Here is a 23,957-nt window from a genome sequence, read left to right as displayed (position 1 = left end):
ATTTGTAAAAACTCACTTATTAGCTAGCTAATTTAATTAAGCTGCCAAGGCTTAATAAATTTTTCCAGATCCGCTTTTGTGACTGGTTTTTGTAAATAATGCGTAATGCCTTTTTTAAATAATTTTGCTATTTGAACATCATCTGTGAGACCCGACAAGATAGCTTTTGGTGTATCAGTATTTAAAGTACTTTTGCTTACTAACTGCTGCGCTACATCACTACCAAATATTTCTGGCATACATTCATCTAAAAGCAGTAAATCAAATTGATTATTTAAAGCTAGCGTTAATGCACTAGCACCGTTATCTGCACATGTTACCGAACAACCGAGCATTTCAAGCATCACTTTAGTCGCTACTTGACTTGGTAAGCTATCGTCAGCAACTAATACAGACAAGCGTTTTTGGGCAAACAATGAAGTTCGAATAGCGACCAAGTCTGTATCAAAAAAGGGCCATCCAAGCACATTGCCTGATAATTCTATGTCTTTATTTAGTTCATCAACTTTACCAATAGCATAAAGTTTTATACTGTTTTTTAAAAAGTTAGTATCCAGCTTTCGCATTAGAGAATGACTATTTAAGTGTCGTAAGTCCTCGAGTTGTAGAAATTCATTACAAGTATTTTCGTATAATCTAAAATTAAAAGCATACAGCTCATGAGTGTGCGCTGACATTATTGAACAGCTTTTAAATAATGTTTCGCAATCAGTTAAAACACCAACATTTTGATTAAGCTTAAGTGCTAAATCAATAGGTTGTTTGGTAACTAACAGACCATGCACATCAAATGTATTTTCTTGGTTAGCATCATCTATCCAATAGCAAACATTAACTCCTAAGGTATTCGCTCTAACTTTTAGCACAAAATTATCATTTACTGACTTCAAAGCAGGAATAATAAATTTTTCGCATTGCGCTAAAACGTGTTCATAAGGCGCATGTAAACATACGTAATTGCATTGCAGCTCATTGATTAAAGTAATTGACATATACCGCTCTTGTGTTTCGCAGTATTTACCAATTACCCCTTGGATAATCTTTAAAATATGGCTTTGAGTATTCATATGTATCTTATGTAACTTTGTATACTCAGCTTAAGTCAAGTTACATGCCACATTTGCAAGCATTCTTTATTGTATATATTCAATAACTTAAAAATTAATATTAAAAACACTTTAGCCGCATTCGCATTTTAAAAATCATAATGCGAAGCATATTGGGGTGACTTCCTGTATTTATGCTTTATTAGAACAGTCCAATCGATTTTTTGCGCTTTAAAATATTTTTTAATCATTTAAACTGATATCAATCAAATAAAGGAGAGCATTATGCTAACAGTAATTTTTGGCCGTGAAGGCTGCCCATTTTGTGTACGCGCCAAAGACGTAGCAGAGCAATTAACAAATGAACGTGATGACTTTAAATTTCGTTACATCGATATAATTAAAGAAGGCATTAGTAAGGCCGATCTTGAAAAGTCAGCAGGCAAACCTTGCCCAACAGTGCCGCAAATTTTTGTGGATCAAAATCACATTGGTGGATTTACCGAATTTGAAGCTTACGCAAAAGAAAACCTAGGCTTGTATAAATAAGCTTTGTATTAAATATGTTAACCAGATCAATAAACCCAATATTGAGCTGGTTAAATTTCGACCAACATCAAACACATAGAAATTAGTTTCAATTTATACAAGCATTTGCCTCGCGAATCCTATATAATGCGCGCCTCTTTAAATTCGTTGAGGCGTATTAATGTCAGAACCAGTCACGTTTGAATCTCTAAATCTTTCTCCTGCAATTTTGAAGGCAGTTGAAGAGTTGGGTTACAAGACACCATCTGAAATCCAAGCTCAATGTATACCGTTATTGCTAGAAAGAAAGGACGTACTGGGACTAGCTCAAACGGGTACAGGTAAAACCGCAGCATTTGCACTGCCATTACTAAATAATATTGACCCGTCTGTGAAACAGCCACAGATCCTTGTACTCACACCAACACGTGAGCTTGCGATCCAAGTTGCTGAGGCATTCGAACAATATGCTAAACATGTTCGTGGTATTGAAGTATTGGCACTCTATGGTGGCCAAAGCTACAGTATCCAATTAAGCGCACTTCGTCGTGGCGCTCAGGTTATTGTTGCAACTCCAGGTCGTTTAATCGATCACATTAACCGTGGCACTATCAAGTTTGATGCTCTACAAGCACTTGTACTTGATGAAGCCGATGAAATGTTACGTATGGGCTTTATCGATGATGTAGAAAACATCATGGAAAAAACACCGCGCGAAAAGCAAACATGTCTTTTCTCTGCGACTATGCCTAAGCAAATTCAAAACATCAGCAGCAAATATATGAACAATCCTGAACAGGTTCATATTTCTGCGCGTAACTCGACAGTATCATCTGTTGAGCAAGTGTTTTGGAATGCAAGCGTACATAAAAATAAAGCAATTGTTCGCTTCTTAGAAGCTGAACAATATGAAGGTGCTATTGTTTTCGTTCGTACACGTAACGATACAGTACAACTTGCTGAGTTATTAGAGCGCGAAGGTTTCTCTGCTGCTCCACTTAACGGTGACATGAACCAGCAAGCACGTGAACGCACTGTAGATCGCTTAAAAAGTGGCATGCTAAACATTGTTATTGCAACAGATGTAGCAGCTCGTGGTCTAGATGTTGACCGTTTAAGCTTAGTTATCAACTACGATATCCCACAAGATTCTGAAGCCTACGTTCACCGTATCGGCCGTACAGGTCGTGCTGGTCGTACTGGTAAAGCAATCTTATTCGTGAAACATAACGAACGTTATTTACTTAAAAATATCATTCGTCATACGAAGTCTGAAATTGCTCAAGTTGAATTACCAACAGCAAAAATTGTTGAAGAAAAACGTATTGAAGCGTTACAAGCAAAATTAACTATTGCGCTTGAAAACAAAGACATCACGTTCTTCAATGAAGTAGCTACTAACATGGCTGAAAAACTTGACCTTCCTCTTGAAAGCTTAGCGGGTGCGTTACTGTGTTTAGCACAGCAACAGTCGCCAATTAAAGTTGAAGAAGTTAAGATTCAACCTCGTGAACGTAACGAGCGTAACGACCGTAATTCACGCAACGACCGTGGTGACCGTGGACGTCGTAACGAACGTGGCGGCGAACGTGGTGGTGAACGCGCTGAGCGTAAACCTCGCGAACGTAACAGCCGTGATGCAGGTCCTATGGATACTTACCGTATCGAAGTAGGTCGTGAACATGGTGTTCAGGTTAAAAACATTGTTGGCGCTATCGCTAACGAAGCTGACATCTCAAGCAAGTTTATTGGTGATATTCGTCTACACGACAATCACAGCACGGTTCAATTACCGCAAAACATGCCTAAAGATGTACTTGATCACTTCCAAAAAGTGTTTATTTGTAAACGCCCTATGGGCTTAACAATTACCACTGATCAAGGCCCTGCTGAACCACGTGGCGAACGCTCTGAGCGTCCAGCTGGTGATAAGAAACGCAGCTTTAATAAAGATGACGGCGCACGCGGTGATAAGCGCAGCGGTCCTCGTAAAGAACGTCGCCCAGTAAGCTTCACAGCTAAATAAGCAACGACTCTTTAATAAAAAAACCTTGCCACGAAAGTGACAAGGTTTTTTTGTTTTTAAGCTGCTACAGTGAAAAAAAGTAAACTTCCGCGTCAATCCAATAGCGGCTTGAGATAGTTTTTTTAGCCTGAGTTCGGGTTGCTTAATGCCTATAAATACATTTCTCTGATTTTTAAAATAACAAAAATTCTGTAAACTAGACAAAGGCTATAGTTCACGGACGAATTAAAAATTGAAAAAGATTTACGACAACTTGCTCCTTGTAGCAATAATACTCCCCATTTTATTATGCATCACTCTTCCTATTTTAATGGACTTTACAGATCCACCATTCATCTCAAATGAACTATACAACGTTGTTTTCTTTATAACCCTCCCTATTATCTGTTGTGCACTATTTATCTATTTAAATATACTTATATTCAATAAATATAAACGCTGCAGTAAATATAGAGAATCACTTAAATACAATTTCTCAGATACTAAAATAAAATTAGCATTCATTTTCATGTACCCATTATCCCCTTTATTAATCTATGGAATACTCTATGTTTTTATCTCTGATCCTATTAAATTATGGGCTTACTACACGCAAGGCGACTATTGGTATAAAGAATACATCCTGACCGATGTACAAGAGTGTGGCACTGAGTATGAAAATAGCTGTACTCGTTTATACTTCAAAGACCCTAAAACGAATAAGATTCATGATTTTAGGTGGTATGACGATAAGTCTACAATAATGAACAACAAAAATGATTATGTGTATATTGTTGGAGAGGCCAGCTTATTTGGCTATATAGTGAGAGATTTAGAAAGGTAACTTAGACTCATTTTTACATTACAGGACTTTTATTTAAAAACCTCACTCAAGTGAGTGAGGTTTTTAAAGGTTTAGGTTAAGGCAATGCTGGATAAATGTAGCTTGCATCTAAACCTAATGGAATACCAAGTGCCCAATAACCTAATAAAAAGATACTCCAGCCAATCATAAAGGCGATTGAGTACGGCAGCATAATAGCAATTAAAGTGCCTATACCGGTGCCTTTGACATACTTTTGACAGTACACAACCACCAATGGGAAGTATGGCATTAACGGTGTAATAATATTAGAGCTTGAGTCACCTACACGATAAGCGGCTTGAGTTAAGTCTGGCGAAATGCCAAGTTGCATTAACATTGGTACAAAAATGGGGCCAAGTAACGCCCATTTTGCTGAACTTGAACCAACAAACAAATTAACAAAGCCAGTTAAAAAGATAATGCCTACAACCGTTACTGCACTTGGCAATTCCATCGCCTTCAATAACTGCGCACCTTCGATTGCGAGTAATGCACCTAAATTTGATTTACTAAATGCAGCAATAAATAGCGAACAAAAAAACGCCATAACGATATAATACGCCATGCCGCTCATCGCTTTACTCATTGCATCAATCATATCTTTTGAAGTTTTAAAGGTACCTACCGTAAAACCATATACAGTGCCTGGAATCCAAAAAAGTAAAAATATTAATGGTACAATTGATTGCATTAAAGGAGAGCTAAAATTAGTAAGGGATCCGTCACTACTGCGCATTGCAGAATCGTCTGGAGCAGAAACAAATGCTAATAACGCAAGTCCTGCTATCATTACTGAACTGGCTATATAAAAGGCCCGTTTTTCATCACTACGTGCATCTTCAAATACAGGTAAATCCTCTTTAGCACCATCAACCGCTGTTTTTTGTAAACGTGGTTCAATAATTTTATCGGTAATGTACCAGCCTAATGCCACAATAAATAAGCTAGATGCTGAAGCAAATGCCCAGTTATTTAACGGGTTAATTGTCATTGCAGGATTAATTATTTGCGCCGCACTTTGGGTAAAGCTTTGTAGTAATGGGTCGATACCTGATGGAATAAAGTTAGCCCCAAAACCACCACTGACTCCTGCAAATGCAGCTGCAATACCCGCAAGCGGATGACGTCCTGCAGCATAAAATATAACACCTGCAAGTGGAATAACTAATACATAACCTGCGTCAGTAGCGGTATGGCTCATAATGGCCACTAAAATGATTGAAGGCGTTAATAGCTTTTTAGGAGTAACTTTAAGCATTAACTTAAGACCAGTATTAATAAAGCCCGAATGCTCTGCAACACCGACACCTAACATAGCTACTAAAACGACACCTAAGGGAGCGAAGCCAGTAAAGGTTTTTACCATAGAGGATAAAAAGGTAGCAAGCGAATCACTTGCCAGCATATTATTAATAATAATCGCTTCACCGGTACGTGGATCTATTGCATCAAAACTTACGCTTGAAAACCACCACGACAAAAACCAAATTAATAACATTGCAAATAGAAATATTACTGCTGGATCTGGAAGCTTATTTCCTACTCGCTCAACAAAATTTAAAAAACGCGCTACAACCCCTGAAGGTAAAGCATCTTGATTATTATTCATTTTTACCGCTCCTAAAATTTATTTCAGTAACAATACCCCACAAAAATGAAACAGTAAATTAACATTGGAATTTACTTTAAAAGTTTTGGGCACAAAAAAACACGATAGTGATAAACAAATCGTGTTTTTTGCCACTTAGGGTTAAGCGAGGGCTTTAACTTCATCCCACAAGCGTGCAACTAATGTTTTGTCTTCTTCGTTAAGCTCGCCGTTGCGATATGCTTTTACTAAGCTTTGCTCTACTGTTTCGTTTAGCTCATCGATACTAATTGTTAGCTTTTCTACTTCGGCATAGCCTACTGCAAGATCATAGTGGCCTCGTAAATAGCCGCCTGCAAATAACTCATCGTCAGTTGCTTTTATTACTAAATCATCGAAGTACTGCTGGGCTGCATCGATATAGTTCACTAAACTCATTTATTAATCTCCTAGTTTTGCAAAGCACCTGTATTTTCAATGTTGTGGTGCCCTACTGCATACATAATATGGTCGTTAAATCCGGTGGTTACTTTAATATAACCCGTTAATTCATCATCTAATTCGCCATCGCCTGTATCACAAATAAGGGGGCGGCCATTAAGCGCTTGTAGTTTTGTTTTTGTTGCTACTACAATAATATTTTCTTTGCCAATTGCGCGTATAAGCACAGGACTCAATTGCTGGTTACCACGGCCAAATATATGCCCTTGCCCGCCAATGAGCGTAATGACTAACTTAGTACTTTGATCATGTGTAAGCTCAAGCAATTGCTTAGCCGTTAAATCTTGGGCAACTAAGGTTTGATCTTTTATTAAATCAACGCCAAGTAACGTATTTTCAAGACCCATTTCTTCCATTATGGCTTCAACCGTTGAGCCGCTACCCATAATATAAAATGTGTCTTCATCCATTTGCGATACAACATGCGCTGCAATGTCGGCAAGTACGAGTTCGTCGGTTTCTTTACCGCCATTTTTAACCGCTTGCATATAGCGTACTTCGCTAGGTGTTTGCATTTCGCCGTAGCGTTTGGCTTTTACTGTGCCTTGCCTGAAAGCATCTTCATCTATATCCATTACATCTGCATCGGCTAAGGTAACTAACTCACCCTTAACCAACATTTCGACTACGCGCCCTGCAGCCTTTGGCGTAATAGCGTAAACACCAGAATGAATTTTACAACCTGCGGGGATACCAAGTACAGGAATGGTATCCTCTATTGCATGGCAAATGTTACGTGCTGTACCGTCGCCTCCGGCAAATAAGACTAAATCAACACCAGAGTTTTTAAGTATTTTTGCTGCTTGTTCTGTGTCATTTGCGGTTGTTATTGCTGCAGTGTTATATACAACCTCTACATTAAAGCCCAAAGCTTTTGCTGTTTGCTCACCCATGTCACCGTTAACAGTGTAAATAGTTAAGCGTTCTTTATAAGGTAATAGCACCTCAAGCGCTGCTTTTGTACGGCTATTTGCTTTTGGCTCTGCACCTAATTCAATTGCTTTAGCGGCTGTGTGCGCGCCATCACTGCCTTTTAAGGCAACTGTGCCGCCTAAACCTGCTACAGGGTTTACAATTAAGCCTAATTTAAACGCCATTACAAAGCTCCTTTGGATGTTGCCAATTAAATTGCTGCGCTGTTAAGGGCCACGTTGTATTGTAAAAATCACACAGTGCTTTTAAAAGTGACTCTGTACGAGAGTTAAAGCCATTTTCGATTAGCGATAATACCCGTGCATGTACTCGCTGCTGAAAATCAAACCGACACGTTTGCTCGCCGTTTAAGTTATCCACCGACACATTAAAATTAAACCCTGCTGCGGTGCTTAATAACCACTCTATAGCTTGAGGCTTTACTTCTACCTTTTCAAACTCAGCTTGTTTTTGTTTATCGCGCCCGTCTGGGCAGTACCAATAGCCGTAATCTTCTAATAACCGACGTGTATCACCGGCCACCAGCCAGTGTGCTATTTCATGTAATGCACTGGCGTAAAAACCATGCGCAAATACAACTTGGTGATATGGCACCTGCTCTGTTGCTGGTAAATACACAGGCTCACAATCGCCTTTTATCAATCGTGTATTGTGACTTTGATAAAAAGTGCGCTCAAAAATTGAAATTAGATCAGCTATTTGATGCATAAAAATTGATTAATTCGTCTCGGTTACAGCGCCATATTAGCGCACTAAAAACGAGACGAATTGTACGGGCTTTTACAACTAAAGTAAAAATAAGGCGTGATAGTAAAATATAAGCGGATTAATCTTTCACTTTATTGATATTTTTAATAATACCTAAACAGTAAAGCGTATTGGCAAGTTCTTTACGCTCTGTTTTTTCACTTGAGGTTTTATTGGCTAAGCTAGTTAACATATCGTACCGTTTACGTAGAGTTAGTATATATCTGGCATGCTTACGGCATTCAAAACAACGTGTACAGTGTGAATCGACCCAAAAATCAAGTACCTCAAACCAATATTGCTGCTCTTGAGCAAAAAAAATAAATGCCTTAGAGCAACTTTCGCACTTCTCTTCAATATCAACATAAAGTGCCCGAGGGTCAATGGCATAGTTTTGCTTTTTTATATCAGCCAATATTACCGTATTAGGGAAGTATTTAAGCCTCGAGTAACGCCAGTGCGCATTCTCTATCGCCTCTATTGTCACTGAGGTATTGGTAGTTATCGGTTTATTGCCATACCTTGGGTGATTTAGATACATGAGCTGCCTAGTTTAAACTTATGATTTTAAGGCACAGAACATGCCATATGAAAAATAATAATTATACAGGCGTTCCTGCTTCATCACACTCTACAATATCGGTTTCGGTTAATGCCTGAGTGATCCATACTTGCAATACTGGGCAGCGCATAACAAAGTCACAATATTGTTGCGCCTCTGGCGATAACGTAATTTGATACGTTTTTAAACGCAATACAATAGGGACGTACATGGCATCAGCAATACTAAAGTCACCAAAAAACCACTCATTTGGAAACACATCTTGTTGCTGTACAAATATCTCGTCTATACGGGCTATGTCTTTTAATGCTTCGCTCGATAGGTCTACTTTACGGGTAGCTCTTATATTCATTGGCATTTCGCTGCGCAGCGCCATAAAGCCTGAATGCATTTCAGCGCTTAGCGCACGCGCTTTAGCTCTTTGGGTAATATATTTTGGCCATGCAGCGCCCGATAAGTAAGCATCGTTAATATATTCACAAATTGCTAGTGAATCCCATACCTGTAAATCGCCATCGATTAACGCTGGAACTTTTTGCACAGCAAAGGTCTTTTTTAGCTCATTGTAAAAACCAGGAGTGTCGAGTACCAGCTGAGTTTCACTAAACTCAACATCAAATTTACTCATTAAATACCATGCGCGTAATGACCAGCTGGAGTAGTTTTTATTACCGATGAATAATTGCATATTGTAAATACCAAAGTGAATAGACGCTCCTACCTTACTAGGTGATTAAACAACCAACAACATTTTGTTTAAAGTCTCTTTGCTAACAGTTAATTAAAGCTATTAATTACTCACTTAACTGCTTGTTTAAATGCTTTTTTAATAGTTGTGTATTACGCGTGTTAGCTTTAAAAAACGCATCAAATATATCGCCAAAAAATGGTACTAAACCGCCCACAAAGTCAATGAGCATATTAATGATCATCTTAGTCTTTATACGTTTACTCACACCTAAACGCTGCGCTTCTATAAGCACATAGCTTGATAAAATTAGCCCTGCGGCATCACCTATAATAGGGACTAAGCCAATCACCGCCTCCAAACCTATATTAAATTTAGTAAAAGGAATACCAATGCTGCTATCTGTAAAATGACTAAACCTTTCCAAACGTTTCAGTGTTGATTCATATTCAGCGGATGTGAGCGTAGGTTGAATATTTTTACTCATAATAGCTACTTTTTATTTAATGTTGTTATATATAAACACTAGGGAGTATTAATACTAAATGAATTACAAAACTAATAAATTGGTACTTAAAGTTGGCTTTAAGATCAAAATCGTTAGCAAGCCCGCATGATAAGTACATGAAAATCGATCCAACAAATAAAACAACCTCGGGATCAATAATCAATACAAACTATGCATATAAATGGAAACTTTGAGAGAGATTACTTATTTGCAATAGCTATCAAAGCACTTTATAAAAACAAGTCCCCCTCGCTTTACATACATTTTTTCCTTAGTTAAAATCTAGGAAATTATGCAAGGATTGCCTATGAATAAATCTATTTATTTACCTCGATTCGCCATCTTGTTAATTCTTATTTGTGCTATTGTTTTTCCAGCCCTTAGTCAAGGAGAAGATATGTTTAGCTGGTTCAGAAAAAAGAAAGAAGTATTTTTAAGCCCTGATGTCAACGGCATCGTTACAGAAAATGGCATGCCAATTGCTGACTTAGAAATAATACGCTCATTAACATACATTGATGGCGTTGAACGACTTGATTCCGTAATAACAAGTGATGACGGACGCTTTCATTTACCACGAAAAACTATACTTTCTTCTATCCCTAATAAATTAATTTCCGAAGATCGCGTCCACCAGAAGATTTTTATTAGGAAAGGTAACAACTTAATTATTGGTTTGTGGGGGGCTACACAACCAGGCATTTCAGAGCTACCTGAATTCACCGAAAAGCTTAAGTTTTTAAAGTGTGAAATAACTAATCAATTAGTCAGATTTGAATTTAAAAATAATACCAACAAATTTCTCAATAGAACCGCGACAAGTATTTGCAGATGGGATGAAGATTACAACCCAACGTGGGTTATGGAAAACGGTGAAGAAAAGTACGAAGTCCATGATGGCGATTTGAATGATTTAACAGAACGTTTCACAGGGAAGAAGGTTGAGCTATGAATAAAACAATATCACCAAGTACGGCAGCTTCTGTCGCAAATAGAGTTTATGACATAAGAAAAAGCTATGACTTCAGCGGGGAGTTTCATAATGACTTTGTCAGAAACTTTAAAGTGACTAACAATCAAATTCAGGGCGTTAGTGGTGGGTTAATAAACCAACTTCTAAACCGTACGACAGGCTTCGCTCTGACTGCTGAAGGTGCTTCACAACAATTCAAAAATCACCATATTATTGCTATTCGTGGTACTGTTTTCTCATCTTGTGCAGATTGGCTAACCAACTTAAATGTTGCAACAACCCTTGGCCCTAAAAACTTGGAGGTACATTCAGGTTTTGAGAAAGCTTTCACTAGTATGGAGCCTATGTTTAATTCTTATATAAAAAAACATAAACCAAAATTTTTGCATATTGTGGGGCACAGTTTAGGTGGTGCTATTGCTCAGCTTACGGCTATCTGGGCTAGTAAAAAAGGTATACCTACGAATTTGTATACTTTTGGTGCGCCTAGAGTAGTATTAAATAATTCAATACACTCAGCAGCAACTAATATCGGTCAATATCGAGTTACTCATGGCGCAGATCCTGTACCTTGTGTACCAGCCTGGCCATTCAGCCATACCTCTAATGAATATCAAACAGCTATGAATGAAGGATCCTTTTTCAGTCTTGCCGCACACTCTATGGAAAAAAGTCAACCTGGTTACGTTAATACAGTTGCTGCATACAGTGATTATGCAAGTATGGAAAATTCTTTGAAGACCCTACATCATAATCATACTGTTTTAAAGTATTCATCTCGTTACAACGTAACCTTTTCACTCAAATGGCAACGAATAATTACAGACGGCCTAATAACTTTTTTAAAGAAAACAGGACAGTACGCTTTTATTTCAGTCCAAGCAGGATTAGGTCTCGGACTAACTTTCTATGACACCCTTGCCCGATGTTTATTTGATTCTGTAGTCAAATTTGTAGAATTAACTGAAGAATTAAAAGGCTTAATTGGTCATATGCTTGCGTTTGTGGGGAAAAAAACTTACGAAGTTAAGGAGCTAAGTAAGCAATTCATCAGATGGGTGCTCGGTTTGATGATCAAAAAGCTTTACATGGTTGCAAAACAAGCTATTGATCTTATTTAAATTAAAAGGAGCGCGGCCGCCTCATAAGGTTTAACCGCGCTCATAATAAACACTTACACTGAGCCGTTAATTGGCCCGTGTTCGTGGTTTACATGTGGATTTTGTCCGCGTTGACGCAGTAAATGATCCATTAAGGTAATAGCCATCATTGCCTCAGCAATCGGGATTGCACGAATACCCACACACGGATCGTGACGACCTTTAGTGATCATCTCTACCGCTTCGTTGCTTGTATTAATACTCTTACCAGGAATAGTAATGCTCGACGTTGGTTTTAGCGCAATAGAAGCAATAATATCTTGCCCTGTCGAAATACCCGCAAGTACGCCACCTGCATGATTTGATGTAAAACCTTCAGGGGTTAGCTCGTCGCGATGCTCAGAGCCTTTTTGCTCAACTACGTCAAAGCCATCACCAATCTCAACGCCTTTAACCGCGTTAATACTCATTAATGAATGTGCAAGTTCGGCGTCAAGACGGTCAAATACTGGCTCTCCAAGACCAACAGGTACATTGCTTGCCACTACTTTTACTTTAGCGCCAACTGAGTCACCTTGCTTTTTAAGGTCACGCATATATTCGTCAAGTGCTTCAAGCTTACTTGCATCAGGGAAGAAGAATAAGTTATTTTCCACTTCATCCCAGTCAAACGTTTCCGCCTTAATAGGGCCAAGCTGACTTAAACATGCTTTAACTTCAATCCCATGAAATTGCTTTAAGTATTTTTTAGCAATAGCACCTGCCGCTACACGTATCGCGGTTTCGCGTGCAGATGAACGACCGCCACCGCGATAATCGCGCAAGCCGTACTTATGCCAATACGTGTAATCGCCATGACCTGGGCGAAATACATCTTTAATTTTGCCGTAATCTTGCGAGCGTTGATCGGTATTTTCAATCAATAAACCAATGCTGGTACCTGTGGTTTTACCTTCAAAAACGCCTGCTAATATTTTTATTTGATCGCTTTCACGGCGCTGCGTTGTGTAACGGCTTTGGCCTGGTTTTCGGCGATCTAAATCAATTTGTAAGTCAGCCTCTGTGATTTCAAGACCTGCGGGAGTACCATCAACAACGCCGCCTAATGCAACGCCGTGGCTCTCACCAAAGGTGGACACTTTAAATAACTGCCCAATGCTATTACCTGCCATTAACTTTCCTCATTCCTAATGACTACCAATAGCCAAGCACAGGGCTTGGCTATTCATTTTTTACTTATTTTGCAAAATACTCGTCTAGCTGCTTTTTGCTAATTACAAATACACCTAAGCCGCCTTGTTCAAATTCAATCCATTCAAACGGCGCGCCCGGATACAGTGCATCCATATGTACCATAGAGTTACCAACTTCTACAAATAACAAACCGTTATCAGTTAGATGTTCACTCGCTTCGCTTAATATAGTACGGGTTACATCTAAACCATCGTGGCCTGATGCAAGCCCAAGCTCTGGCTCATGATGAAATTCGCGTGGTAAGTCAGCCATATCTTCTGCATCAACATACGGTGGGTTTGCTACTATTAGGTCGTATTTTTGACCTGGTACACCGCTAAATACATCAGACTGAATAGGTAACACACGATCACTCAACATGTAATCGTTAATGTTAATGTCTGTCACTTCAAGCGCTTCATACGATATATCTACCGCATCAACTTGTGCCTGCTCAAAAGCTTGCGCAAGTGCAATTGCGATACAACCCGAACCCGTACATAAATCTAATATACGGTTTACCGATTGTGGCTCTTCAAGCCACGGCGTAAAGCGGTTACTAATAAGCTCGGCAAATGGTGAGCGAGGTATAAGTACACGTTCATCCACATAAAACGGCATACCCGCAAACCATGCAATGTTTGTTAAGTAAGGTACTGGTGTGCAGTCGTTAATACGTTCTGCAATAAGACCCGCAAGTCGGTTTTTTTCTGTGCTTGTTAAACGCGCGTGCATTAATTCTTTTGGCGCATCAACAGGCAAGCTAAGCGCAGGCAGTAATAAGCTTACAGCTTCATCCCATGCGTTATCTGTACCGTGTCCAAAAAATATACTACTACTTGCAAATTGGCTTGTAGTCCAACGTAACCAGTCATGTAAAGTTGACAGTTCTGCAACGGCTTCTTCGAGTGTTGCTTCTTCTATTTGTAAATCGCTCATATATTTTTACCTGTATTAGCTTACTGACTGTTTTGAGTCTTTAAGACGATTGCATTGCCTATCTGCGCTGGGCAAATTACAATTGCCCCTCATTTAAGTATTGTACCGCCTTTTGCGCTGCGTTTTTACGTTTTTTTGTTTAGGTAATAGTTATGAAAAAAGACACTCCATCACATTCGTCCCTAAGCAATGACGACATAAGCTTATTTCGTCAAACGATCACAGGCGCCAAAGTATTTAAACAAGATACCCATCGTTTTGATACAAAGCCTAAGGTGTCACAAGCTAAGCAATTTGCCCAGCAAAAAAAGCAGGCTCAATCTGAATTTTTCTTCTCAGACGTTTATATTCCCGATATAGACACCCACGGTACGGTTAAATATGTAAAACCTGGCCAAGATACTTTCCTAGCTAAACAGCTTCGCCGTGGTGACTTTGCACCCGATTTGACGCTAGATTTACACGGCTTAAATAAAGAACTTGCTAAAGACGAACTCGCTGGGCTCATTCACGAATGTAAAAAGCAGCATTATTATTGTGCATGTGTAGTGCATGGTATTGGTGGCGGCGTACTAAAGCACAAAGTGCCTCAGTACTTAGTACAACACCCTGACGTAATAGCGATGCACCAAGCGCCTCTCGAATATGGTGGAAGAGGCGCTGTACTCATACTAATTAATTTACCGCAAAGTGATGAATTTAGACGCTAACTTTAGCTATTACCAGGATGTAACTACGTGCATATTTTTTCAATTATTTTTCCGCTCATTTTTATTGTTGCGCTTGGTTATAGCTGTTGCCGATTAAAATTTTTCGAAAAGCAGCATATCGCAGGCCTGAGTAAGTTTACTTTTTATATTAGTTTGCCTGCTTTTTTATTATTAAATATGTCGCAAATTAACTTACAGCAAAGCATTAGCCTTTTTGCATTTTTGAGCTTTTACATACCTGTTCTGAGTGTATTTGGGGTGGGTATTTTAATTGACCGCTTTTATTTAAGTAAAAAACATTTAAAAAATTACCAACAACACGGTGTCTTTGGACTTGCTTCTAGCTATTCAAATATGGTGTTAGTGGGTATTCCTATTGTTATTGCCTCGCTTGGCAAAGAGATGATAGCCATTGCATTTATGATCATTACTTTTCATAGCACATTGTTATTTGCACTTACTTTTTTAATAGGCGCTAAAGGTAGTAGCGATAAATTTTCGTGGTCGCACTTTGGAAAAAGTATGGTGTTAAACCCAATAGTACTAAGTATTGGGTGCGGGCTTATATTAAACATATTAGGAGTTACACTGTTTACCGACTTAGCAAATAGTTTGGAGCTATTAGCTAAACCAGCAATTGCCTGTGCGCTATTTGTACTTGGTGCTAATTTAGCTTTTTATAAAATAGCTGCAAATTGGCAACCGGCGTTAATAGCATCAGTTTTAAAAATATTTTTATTGCCTGCGCTAGTTTTATTGGTAGGCACCTATGTATTTAAGCTAGACACGCAAATACTTAATGTATTGGTACTTTTAAGCGCATCCCCTGTTGGCGTAAATGCTTATCTTATTGCGACTCAAATAAAGCAGCATGAAGCCACGCTTGCTGGGGCTGTCGTACTTTCTACTATCTTAAGTGTTATTAGCTTTACGTTTTGGCTAGCTTTATTACTTTAGCTTACAAACCGCCGGCTACATCAACAAAGCTACCCGTTGTAAAAGAAGCGTGCTCTGAAGCTAAAAAGTAAATTGCTGCAGCAACCTCTTCGGGTGTACCACCTCTGCCAAGGGGTAGTTTACTTTTAAGACGATCGACTCGATTTTCTTCACCGCCATCGCTATGCATATCAGTGTAAATAAGCCCAGGTCTAACCGAGTTAACTCGAATACCTTTACCTGCCACCTCTTTTGCCAAGCCAATAGTAAATGTGTCCATTGCACCTTTAGATGCTGCATAATCAATGTACTCATTAGGAGAGCCCGTTTTAGCAGCCCTCGATGAAACATTAACAATACTACCGCCATTTCTCATTCGCTTTATTGCCTCTCGGCTACATAAAAAAGCACTGGTAATATTTGTAGTCAAAACTACGTTTATGCGCTCAGCACTCATTTCTAACAAAGGCATTTGTGGTTTTAAAATACCAGCGTTATTTATTAGTACATCAAGCCGACCAAAGACTTTATCTATATGCATAAATAAAGCTAAAACGTCAGCCTCTAGTGATACGTCACCTTGAATTACTTCAGCCTCAACGCCTAATCGCTTTACTTTTTCTGCCACCAACATTGCACTAGCTAAATCAGCTTTATAATTAATGCAAACATTATAACCGTGCTTTGCAAAATATAGTGCGGTAGCTGCGCCAATACCTCGGCTAGAGCCTGTAATAAGTACAACGGGGGAGCGATTCATTAAAGCTACTATTCTTTTAAAGCTGCAACTACTGAAATTTCAACAAGCAGTGCATCACGTGCCATTTTAGCTTCAACGCAGGCACGTGCTGGTGCATAACCCTCGGTTACCCATGCATCCCATACTGCATTCATATCAGCAAAGTATTCCATGCTCTTTACATAAATAGTCGCGCTAAGCATATGTTCTTTTGAACTTCCCGCTTCATCAAGCAGCGCCTCTACTTTATCAAGCATAGTTTGAGTTTGTTCTTTGATATCTTTTTGCGCGTCAGCGCATACCTGCCCACATAAATACACAGTGCCGTTATGTTTTACAATACGGCTCATGCGCGCACCGGTTTGAAGGCGTTCAATAGTCATTTCTTCACTCATATTATTAATTAAATTTATACATTATCGGGAGCATTGATACTCATATACTGGCTGCGTTGAGTTCTTTCATCGTAACTTATTACAGCAATGGCACCCGTATTAAAAATAGGCATGTTACCAGGGCATAATTGATCAACTAAATAACTCACAATTGGCATATGTGCTACCACAAGCCAAGTGTTGCATTGGGGGTGTGCTGCTATAAGCGTTTCGAGATAATCCGCTGCTATTTGCGGTTTTCCTTCAGGCACAATATCACTGCATGTTTCGCTAAATTTAAACTCTGCATTTTTAGCAACGTTTTCTGCAGTTTGCTGAGCACGAATGTAAGGGCTAACTAACAAGGCATCAGGTGGGTAGTGTTTAGCAAGCCATAGGCCCATTTTCTCGGCTTCAGTATGACCCGTTTGAGTCAAATTTCTAGCAGCATCATCAGCCTGCATCGGTGTTGCTTCGCCGTGGCGCATTATTAGGATTGTTTTCATAAAAAATCAACCGATTAAAGAGTATAAAACAGTAGCCAATTTGCCCATTTGTCCGCTATATTAAAAACATAAACCTATTTTTTTCTAAAATAGTTCTTTCGTGATATTCAGGTAAACCTTTTAGTCGTATTCCACTTTCCTGAAGTTATCATCTGTTGTTAACAAGTAAACGTTTAATTTCAGGAGCATCATTTGAATATCAGTCGCAATGATAACAGAGCATATAAAGCTCTTACACTGGACAATGGTCTAAAAGTACTACTTGTGCAAGATAAAGATTCAACAAAAGCGGCTGCATCTATGGCAGTAAATGCTGGTCATTTTGACGATCCTCTTGATAGACAAGGCCTCGCACACTTTTTAGAACATATGCTTTTTTTAGGTACTGACCAATTTCCAGACTCTGGTAGTTTTAATAATTATGTATCTCAAGCCGGTGGAAACACTAATGCGTGGACTGGCACAGAGCATACCTGCTATTTTTTTGATATTAATAATCAAGAATTTAAAAATGCATTAGAGCAATTTAGCCGCTTTTTTATTGCGCCACTTTTAAACTCAGCCGAAACCGAAAAAGAACGCAACGCAATTGAAGCCGAATTTAAACTAAAAATTAAAGACGATGGCCGCCGTATTTATCAAGCACATAAAGAAACGGTAAATCCAGCCCACCCTTTTGCCAAGTTTTCAGTTGGTAATCTACAAACGTTGGCAGACAGGGAGCGCTGTATAAGTGACGAACTTCGGGATTTTTTTAATGCTTTTTATCAAGCCCAGTGGATGACGTTAGTTATTTGCGCCAATGAAGAGCTCGACACCTTACAAAGCTGGACTAATACATATTTTAACGAAATTAACGGTAATAAAAACCTTAAAAAACCAGAGATCAGTGAGCCACTTTACCGTAAACAAGATATAGGGAAAGTGCTGCATATTGAGCCGCACAAACATATGCAAAAACTGATTGTCAGTTTTGCGATGCCAAATATTGATGATTTTTATCGCCATAAAACGGTGAGTTTTATTGCTCATTTATTAGGTTATGAAGGTGCAGGTTCTCTTTACTCTATTTTAAAAGAACAAGGTTGGATAAATGCGCTCTCAGCTGGCGGCGGTATTAACGGCAGTAACTTTAAAGATTTTAATATAAGCATGGCGCTCACTGACGAAGGTATTGAATATTTTGAAGACATTATTGAAATGGTGTTTGAATATATTTGCTTAATTAATGCCAATACAGAGAAGTTACCTCGTCTTTATCAAGATAAAAAAAACCTATTACAAATTGCTTTCGATAATCAAGAAAAGTCACGTCTAATCGATTGGGTCAGTAATTTAAGTATAAATATGCAACATTACGATGAAGTCAATTATGTACAAGGCGACTACTTGATGGAGGGCTTTAAAAAAGCCACCCACGAAATCGCAATGCAATGGTTAACGCCGCATAATATGCGTATTGTTCTTATCCACCCTGATGTAGAAGCAGAACACAAAACTGCATGGTATAACACCCCTTATAAAGTTGAAAAAATATCACCCAGCTGGCTCGATGCTTTAAGTGATATAAATAAACCACTGAAAGATATGCTACTGCCAACGGCAAACCCTTACTTAACAAAAAATGTAGTGCTATATGATGTAGAAAAACCACAAATAAAACCTGAACTTTTAGTAAAAGAGCCCGGTTTTGACTTTTGGTTTAAGCAAGACAATACTTTTAGAGTAGCAAAAGGCCATTTTTATTTAGCCTTGGACTCTGACTTTGCAGTAAAAGACGTAAAACACATGGCACTGACTCGCTTATTTACTGATTTATTTATGGATAGCGTAGGTGAACAATTTTACCCAGCGGAGCTGGCAGGGCTAAGTTACCATTTAACATCTCACCAAGGCGGTTTAACACTGCATACAGCCGGATTATCGTCTAGCCAATTAGAATTAGTTGATGAGCTTCTTGACGCCCTCTTTAATGTCGACATTTGTGCAAAACGTTTTGCTGAATACAAAAAACAACTTGTCAGGCACTGGCGAAATAGCAACCAAAACAAACCAGTTAGTGAACTGTTTAGTATTTTAGGTGCTAAAGTAATGCCTTGGAATCCACAACCAGACCAACTTGCATCAGCATTAAAAAACACAAGTTTTCAGCAATTTAATGAATTCAGACAAGACTTTTTTAAAGCACTACATGTTGAATCATTTTTACATGGTAACTGGCAGCAAAGTGATGCAATAGCCTTTCAAAAAAAGGTCGCCGAACACTTAAAAAACGCAGCCATAATTGATGATTTAAGACGCCCGCTATTTGAAATTGAAAAAGTAACACGCTACGAACTAGAGCTGCCTTGCAGTGACCATGCAATGGTTGTGTATTATCAAGCAAAAACTGATTGTGTAATCGAAAAAGTTAAATTAATGGCACTTAATCACTTAATGAACCAAGACTACTTTAACGAGTTACGAACCACACAACAGCTAGGTTATTTAGTTGGGGCTGGTTATGCTCCTTTTAACACTCGTGCGGGTATTGCTTTTTATATACAATCGCCAAAGTTTATCGCAAAAACATTAATGCATAGACATAACAGCTTTGTTAATAAATATTTAACCAACATCGATGAGCTTAATGAAGAAAATTGGCAGCAACAGAAACATGGCTTAACGACCCATATTGCTGAAAAAGATAAAAACCTACGGTTACGCTCGCAACGTTTTTGGCTTTCAATAGGCAACAGAGATCATGAATTTAATATGCAGCAAAAGTTACTTAATGCATTAAACGCATTAACACTCAAAGATATAAAAGAGTATGCCGTCATCCTATTTGATGAAAATCGACCAAGATATGAGCTTTTAAGCTCAGCTAAAGACAATAAACCTCAAAATATGCCTGTTTATTCGCATTCTCTTTGACTCTTGGTTTAGCTTGTTTTAGATTATCATTTGTAAATTTGAAGTAATAAAAAAATGATAATCAAAATAATAACAAAATTAAGCTTGTCAGTTGTATTACTTGCTTACTCATTTAAGCTTTATGCTTTTGAGTCATCATTTAATTACAATTCAGATACCATCCTTATTTTAGCAAGCGCCATTATAGCGCTTGCTTTGCCTTATCTGTTGTTTGTAATCCACAAACTTAAGCGCTCACGTCGACAACTTCGTTTATCCGAAAGGCGCCTTAAAAGTACTGTTGAAGGCAGTGGTGATACTTTATGGGATTGGAACATAAAAACGGGGGAAGTTATTCGAATAAACGACAAATATATGATGAACTCAACTACGTTAATAGGTTTCCCTCCAAATAAAAGTCTCATTCACCCACTCGATATTACAAACGTTGAACACTTACTTAAAAAACACTTTGCAGAAAAAACCGTTTTTTTCGAAGCGACTTATCGTATTAAAGATACCTTTGGCCGTTGGCATTGGGTCCTTGATCGCGGCAAAATTATAGAAAAAGATACCAACCTATCACCACTAAGAATGACGGGTACTGTACGAGATATATCACAGTTAAAATCAACCGAAGAGCGTTTGAATCTCTTTGCAAAATGTGTTGAGTCGCTAACTGATGCGCTGGCTATTTACGACAAAAACTTTAAGTTAGTTGATATAAACCCTAGTTTTTTAACCCTCTTTGGCGGTGTGCGAGAACAATACCTTAAAAAAGACTTTACCTTACCGGGTTATGAACAAGGCTTCATTGATACAATTATCGAAATTGTACGTGAGAATGAACATATCCAACGAGAGGTAAAGCTACGTAATAGCGAACGCGTTTTACTACCATTTGAAATTTCAATTGATGAAATTAAAAATGATCAAAACCAAATTACAAATTACGTGATTGTTTACTCTGACTTAACTGAACGTAAAAAAGCAGAATCACAACTGCATAATTTATCAAATCGCGACCGTACAACAAGCCTGCCTAACCGAAATTTATTTTTTACCGATTTACATAAGTTAGTTAAACAAAATTCACACCATGCGCTGCTTGTATTCGATTTAGATAACTTTAAAAAGATAAACGACTCATTAGGACACCAGTTAGGCGATAGCCTGCTTGCAAAGCTCGCTATGCGCTTAAATAAACTAACCCGAGAGAACGATGTATTTTACCGTTTAGGGGGCGATGAGTTTGCTCTAGTAATGTCTGATACTAATGATATTCATGTGATCACCCGCACGGCTAAACAGTTTTTAGCCGCTATTGCTACACCTTTTAAAATGGCTGGTCATGAGCTCGCGATTACTTCAAGCGTTGGCATTGTACTCTTTCCTGAAGATGGTAATACACCAGAACTACTTTTGAAAAATGCAGATACGGCCATGTATCACGCTAAAAAGAAAGGTAATAGTTATCTGTTTTTTAACGACACGATGAACCGCCAAGCAGTTAAACGCCTGCAAATAGAAAACCTTATGCGTTTTGGCCTAAAAGAAGATCATTTTGAGGTTTACTATCAACCAAAAATGAATATTCGCACCGGAAAGTTAACAGGGATGGAGGCGTTGGTTCGCTTTATAACCCCTAAAAAAGGCATTATTAGCCCTGGTGTATTTATACCTATAGCTGAAGAAACAGGTCAAATAATTGAAATTGGTGAAGTGGTATTAAACAAAGCTTGCAGAGATGTTAAACAATGGCTTGATAGCGGTCTATTTAGTGGTCGAGTCGCCGTTAATTTATCAGCTAAACAATTCAGCCTACCCGATTTAACATCTCGCATTGACGTTATTTTACAAAAAAATGAACTACCTTCATATTTCTTAGAGCTTGAAATTACCGAAGGTACTGTAATGGATGATCCCAAAGAAGCCATTGCGATTATGCGCTCATTAAGTGCCCGAGGGATTCACTTAGCAATGGATGACTTTGGCACCGGTTACTCTTCCTTGGCGTACTTAAAACAATTTCCGCTTAACACGTTAAAAGTAGACAAGGCATTTATAGATGATATGAAAAATGAACGTGGTCGTAATATGGTCGACTCAATTGTGACGATTGCACATAACCTTGATTTACATGTCGTTGCCGAAGGGGTTGAACAGGCTGAACAAATTGAAATACTAAAAAAATTGAATTGTGAAACAGTACAAGGTTACTTTTATTCTAAGCCACTCTCTAAAGACGAGTTTACTGATTTTTTGAAACAACAACAAACTAAAGCTGCGCCTAGTCTAATTAGAACGGATACTGAAAATATGGCATCAATAAGCTAACCAGACTTCCAGTTAATACCAATCTGCTTAGGTATGGGGTGATTTAATTCATTAAATTGTCCCAACACTTATTCAGAACGGTATAAATTAAGGGCGCCATATACATGCTTTAATCCCTACATTTCGTACCAATGCGCGGCGATAATGTAAGTTAAACAAGCACCATGCTACCGGCCCAAGTAAACCAGCCAAAATAAGCCATCGCTTAATTGGCATGCCTTTTTTAATCGTTTCCAAATACATCACGGCTATAAACACACAACTTAGTAAAACAATAAACAAATCTACACCCTATACCAATTCGCTTAATTAAGTGATCTATTTTGAAGTAAGAAAATCGTGTCGATAACAAGGCAAAAATTTCGTTATTTAACTCCTGCATTACCCCGCATCCATGCAGTCATGTATCAGAATTTTTAACGCTGTTAACGTCAGATTTAATCACTCAAATTGATTAAGTATTATTACGGATTGGTATTAAATAGCCTAAAAATAAGGCGTGTATTCTAGCGTTATTTTGGTTGAATTTACAGCAATAAACCTCTTACATACAAAAAAGCCGAGCCATCTAAATTAAGGCTCGGCTTTTTTAAAGTTTATAACTTACTTTTCAGCACGGCCCATGAATTTATGTTCAACAGTATTTATACGAATACGGTCACCTGTTGAAATATGCTCAGGCACAGAAATATTTAAGCCTGTAGACATACGTGCAGGTTTTGAACGAGCGCTTGCAGAAGCCCCTTTAATTGAAGGATCGGTTTCTTCAACAACAAGCTCAACACTTGATGGTAAATCAAGGCCTACTGGTGCACCGTCAATGACAATAACGTGCACACCTTGGGTTTCTTCATTTACAAATTGAATCTCTTCGCTAATAGCATCTTTATTTAAGTTATATGGCGTGTAATCTTCGTTATCCATGAAAACATACTCGTCGCCATCAATATACGACAACATTGCTTCGCGACGTGTTAAATCAGCAAGCGTTAGCATATCGCTGTCTTTAAATGTTTCATCCACTTTGCTGCCAGTTACTACATCGTATAAACGCATTCGATATAAACTGCCACCAGCACGGCCTTGCGGCACAGAGCGCACAATATCTTTTACAACTAACACTCGGCCATTAAAATCAATAGCAGTACCTTTTTTAACATCACTCGCCTTTGGCATGTGTGAATTCCTATTATTTTTTTGATTGCGAGAAACATACCACGAACTCAGGATTCTTCAATAGAAAC

General features: G+C 38.4%; 24 protein-coding genes. 9 read left to right on the top strand and 15 right to left on the bottom strand.

Annotated features, from left to right (window positions below; translation table 11 throughout):
* Positions 1-32: 32 nt before the first annotated feature.
* Entirely contained in the window at positions 33-1,067 is a 1,035-nt protein-coding gene (locus D172_RS05905; RefSeq protein WP_007378968.1) for a response regulator, read from the bottom strand.
* 264 nt (positions 1,068-1,331) lie between these two features.
* On the opposite strand from D172_RS05905, the gene D172_RS05900 reads away from it, so the two are divergent.
* The 3 genes from D172_RS05900 to D172_RS21670 all read left to right on the top strand — a co-directional run bounded on the left by D172_RS05900 (position 1,332) and on the right by D172_RS21670 (position 4,423).
* Entirely contained in the window at positions 1,332-1,595 is a 264-nt protein-coding gene (locus D172_RS05900) for a GrxA family glutaredoxin (RefSeq protein WP_007378969.1), read from the top strand.
* 160 nt (positions 1,596-1,755) lie between these two features.
* Positions 1,756-3,600, top strand: a complete 1,845-nt coding sequence (locus D172_RS05895) for a DEAD/DEAH box helicase (RefSeq protein ID WP_007378970.1) — start codon at positions 1,756-1,758, stop codon at positions 3,598-3,600.
* A 508-nt stretch (positions 3,601-4,108) separates the two neighbouring features.
* Positions 4,109-4,423, top strand: a complete 315-nt coding sequence (locus D172_RS21670; protein WP_237113692.1) for a hypothetical protein — start codon at positions 4,109-4,111, stop codon at positions 4,421-4,423.
* A 76-nt stretch (positions 4,424-4,499) separates the two neighbouring features.
* On the opposite strand, the gene D172_RS05885 is transcribed toward D172_RS21670, so the two are convergent.
* The 7 genes from D172_RS05885 to D172_RS05855 all read right to left on the bottom strand — a co-directional run bounded on the left by D172_RS05885 (position 4,500) and on the right by D172_RS05855 (position 9,950).
* A complete protein-coding gene (locus D172_RS05885; RefSeq protein ID WP_007377755.1) occupies positions 4,500-6,053 on the bottom strand; it encodes an AbgT family transporter in 1,554 nt (517 codons plus the stop codon).
* 141 nt (positions 6,054-6,194) lie between these two features.
* Positions 6,195-6,470, bottom strand: coding sequence for a YfcL family protein (locus D172_RS05880; protein ID WP_007377754.1), 276 nt, complete (start codon positions 6,468-6,470; stop codon positions 6,195-6,197).
* A gap of 11 nt (positions 6,471-6,481) precedes the next feature.
* Positions 6,482-7,630, bottom strand: coding sequence for an ATP-NAD kinase family protein (locus D172_RS05875; RefSeq protein WP_033028256.1), 1,149 nt, complete (start codon positions 7,628-7,630; stop codon positions 6,482-6,484).
* The gene (locus D172_RS05870) at positions 7,620-8,174 is read right to left on the bottom strand and encodes an elongation factor P hydroxylase (protein ID WP_007377751.1); all 555 of its coding nucleotides are present in this window, start codon (positions 8,172-8,174) and stop codon (positions 7,620-7,622) included. Before D172_RS05870 ends, D172_RS05875 begins: the two co-directional genes overlap by 11 nt.
* Before the next feature lie 118 nt (positions 8,175-8,292).
* Positions 8,293-8,754 carry a zinc-ribbon domain containing protein gene (locus D172_RS05865; protein ID WP_033023758.1) on the bottom strand — a complete coding sequence of 154 codons (462 nt, stop codon included), beginning with the start codon at positions 8,752-8,754 and terminating at the stop codon, positions 8,293-8,295.
* Between the two features lie 61 nt (positions 8,755-8,815).
* Positions 8,816-9,463, bottom strand: coding sequence for a glutathione S-transferase family protein (locus D172_RS05860; protein WP_007377749.1), 648 nt, complete (start codon positions 9,461-9,463; stop codon positions 8,816-8,818).
* 106 nt (positions 9,464-9,569) lie between these two features.
* Positions 9,570-9,950, bottom strand: a complete 381-nt coding sequence (locus tag D172_RS05855; protein ID WP_007377748.1) for a DUF4112 domain-containing protein — start codon at positions 9,948-9,950, stop codon at positions 9,570-9,572.
* 328 nt (positions 9,951-10,278) lie between these two features.
* Between D172_RS05855 and D172_RS05850 the strand changes: the two genes are divergently transcribed.
* The gene (locus D172_RS05850) at positions 10,279-10,923 is read left to right on the top strand and encodes a DUF6795 domain-containing protein (protein WP_007377746.1); all 645 of its coding nucleotides are present in this window, start codon (positions 10,279-10,281) and stop codon (positions 10,921-10,923) included.
* Positions 10,920-12,065 (top strand): lipase family protein, encoded by a 1,146-nt coding sequence (locus tag D172_RS05845; protein WP_007377745.1) that lies wholly within the window; start codon positions 10,920-10,922, stop codon positions 12,063-12,065. The genes D172_RS05850 and D172_RS05845 overlap by 4 nt, the downstream gene beginning before the upstream one ends.
* Positions 12,066-12,118: 53 nt before the next feature.
* Here the strand turns inward: D172_RS05845 and aroC are convergent, their stop codons facing one another.
* Together aroC and prmB are read right to left on the bottom strand one after the other, a co-directional pair.
* Complete coding sequence (gene aroC, locus D172_RS05840) at positions 12,119-13,216, bottom strand: chorismate synthase (protein WP_007377744.1); 1,098 nt, start codon at positions 13,214-13,216, stop codon at positions 12,119-12,121.
* Between the two features lie 64 nt (positions 13,217-13,280).
* On the bottom strand, positions 13,281-14,216 hold the full coding sequence (prmB, locus tag D172_RS05835) for a 50S ribosomal protein L3 N(5)-glutamine methyltransferase (RefSeq protein ID WP_007377743.1): 936 nt from the start codon (positions 14,214-14,216) through the stop codon (positions 13,281-13,283).
* A gap of 152 nt (positions 14,217-14,368) precedes the next feature.
* Here prmB and smrB point away from each other — a divergent pair, with 152 nt between their 5' ends.
* A complete protein-coding gene (gene smrB / locus D172_RS05830) occupies positions 14,369-14,926 on the top strand; it encodes an endonuclease SmrB (protein ID WP_007377742.1) in 558 nt (185 codons plus the stop codon).
* A 27-nt stretch (positions 14,927-14,953) separates the two neighbouring features.
* Positions 14,954-15,883: an AEC family transporter gene (locus D172_RS05825; RefSeq protein WP_007377741.1), complete on the top strand. Its 930-nt coding sequence runs from the start codon at positions 14,954-14,956 to the stop codon at positions 15,881-15,883.
* 1 nt (position 15,884) lies between these two features.
* Here D172_RS05825 and D172_RS05820 read toward each other — a convergent pair whose 3' ends face one another.
* Genes D172_RS05820 through sixA form a run of 3 tightly spaced genes read right to left on the bottom strand, consistent with a single transcriptional unit; the run spans position 15,885 to position 17,481 of the window.
* Positions 15,885-16,622: an SDR family oxidoreductase gene (locus D172_RS05820; RefSeq protein WP_007377740.1), complete on the bottom strand. Its 738-nt coding sequence runs from the start codon at positions 16,620-16,622 to the stop codon at positions 15,885-15,887.
* A gap of 8 nt (positions 16,623-16,630) precedes the next feature.
* The gene (locus D172_RS05815; protein WP_024591642.1) at positions 16,631-16,984 is read right to left on the bottom strand and encodes a RidA family protein; all 354 of its coding nucleotides are present in this window, start codon (positions 16,982-16,984) and stop codon (positions 16,631-16,633) included.
* Between the two features lie 26 nt (positions 16,985-17,010).
* Positions 17,011-17,481 carry a phosphohistidine phosphatase SixA gene (gene sixA / locus D172_RS05810; RefSeq protein ID WP_007377738.1) on the bottom strand — a complete coding sequence of 157 codons (471 nt, stop codon included), beginning with the start codon at positions 17,479-17,481 and terminating at the stop codon, positions 17,011-17,013.
* Positions 17,482-17,673: 192 nt separating this feature from the next.
* Here sixA and D172_RS05805 point away from each other — a divergent pair, with 192 nt between their 5' ends.
* A complete protein-coding gene (locus tag D172_RS05805; protein WP_033023757.1) occupies positions 17,674-20,397 on the top strand; it encodes an insulinase family protein in 2,724 nt (907 codons plus the stop codon).
* A 54-nt stretch (positions 20,398-20,451) separates the two neighbouring features.
* On the top strand, positions 20,452-22,713 hold the full coding sequence (locus tag D172_RS05800) for a sensor domain-containing protein (protein ID WP_007377736.1): 2,262 nt from the start codon (positions 20,452-20,454) through the stop codon (positions 22,711-22,713).
* An 87-nt stretch (positions 22,714-22,800) separates the two neighbouring features.
* Here D172_RS05800 and D172_RS21665 read toward each other — a convergent pair whose 3' ends face one another.
* Together D172_RS21665 and yeiP are read right to left on the bottom strand one after the other, a co-directional pair.
* On the bottom strand, positions 22,801-22,995 hold the full coding sequence (locus tag D172_RS21665) for a hypothetical protein (protein ID WP_033016303.1): 195 nt from the start codon (positions 22,993-22,995) through the stop codon (positions 22,801-22,803).
* Positions 22,996-23,316: 321 nt separating this feature from the next.
* Positions 23,317-23,889: an elongation factor P-like protein YeiP gene (gene yeiP / locus D172_RS05790; RefSeq protein ID WP_007377734.1), complete on the bottom strand. Its 573-nt coding sequence runs from the start codon at positions 23,887-23,889 to the stop codon at positions 23,317-23,319.
* Positions 23,890-23,957: the final 68 nt, after the last annotated feature.

It is taken from the genome of Pseudoalteromonas sp. Bsw20308, assembly GCF_000310105.2.
In the GTDB taxonomy this organism is placed as follows: Bacteria; Pseudomonadota; Gammaproteobacteria; order Enterobacterales; family Alteromonadaceae; genus Pseudoalteromonas; species Pseudoalteromonas fuliginea.
This window is presented reverse-complemented; position numbering and strand designations above follow the sequence as displayed.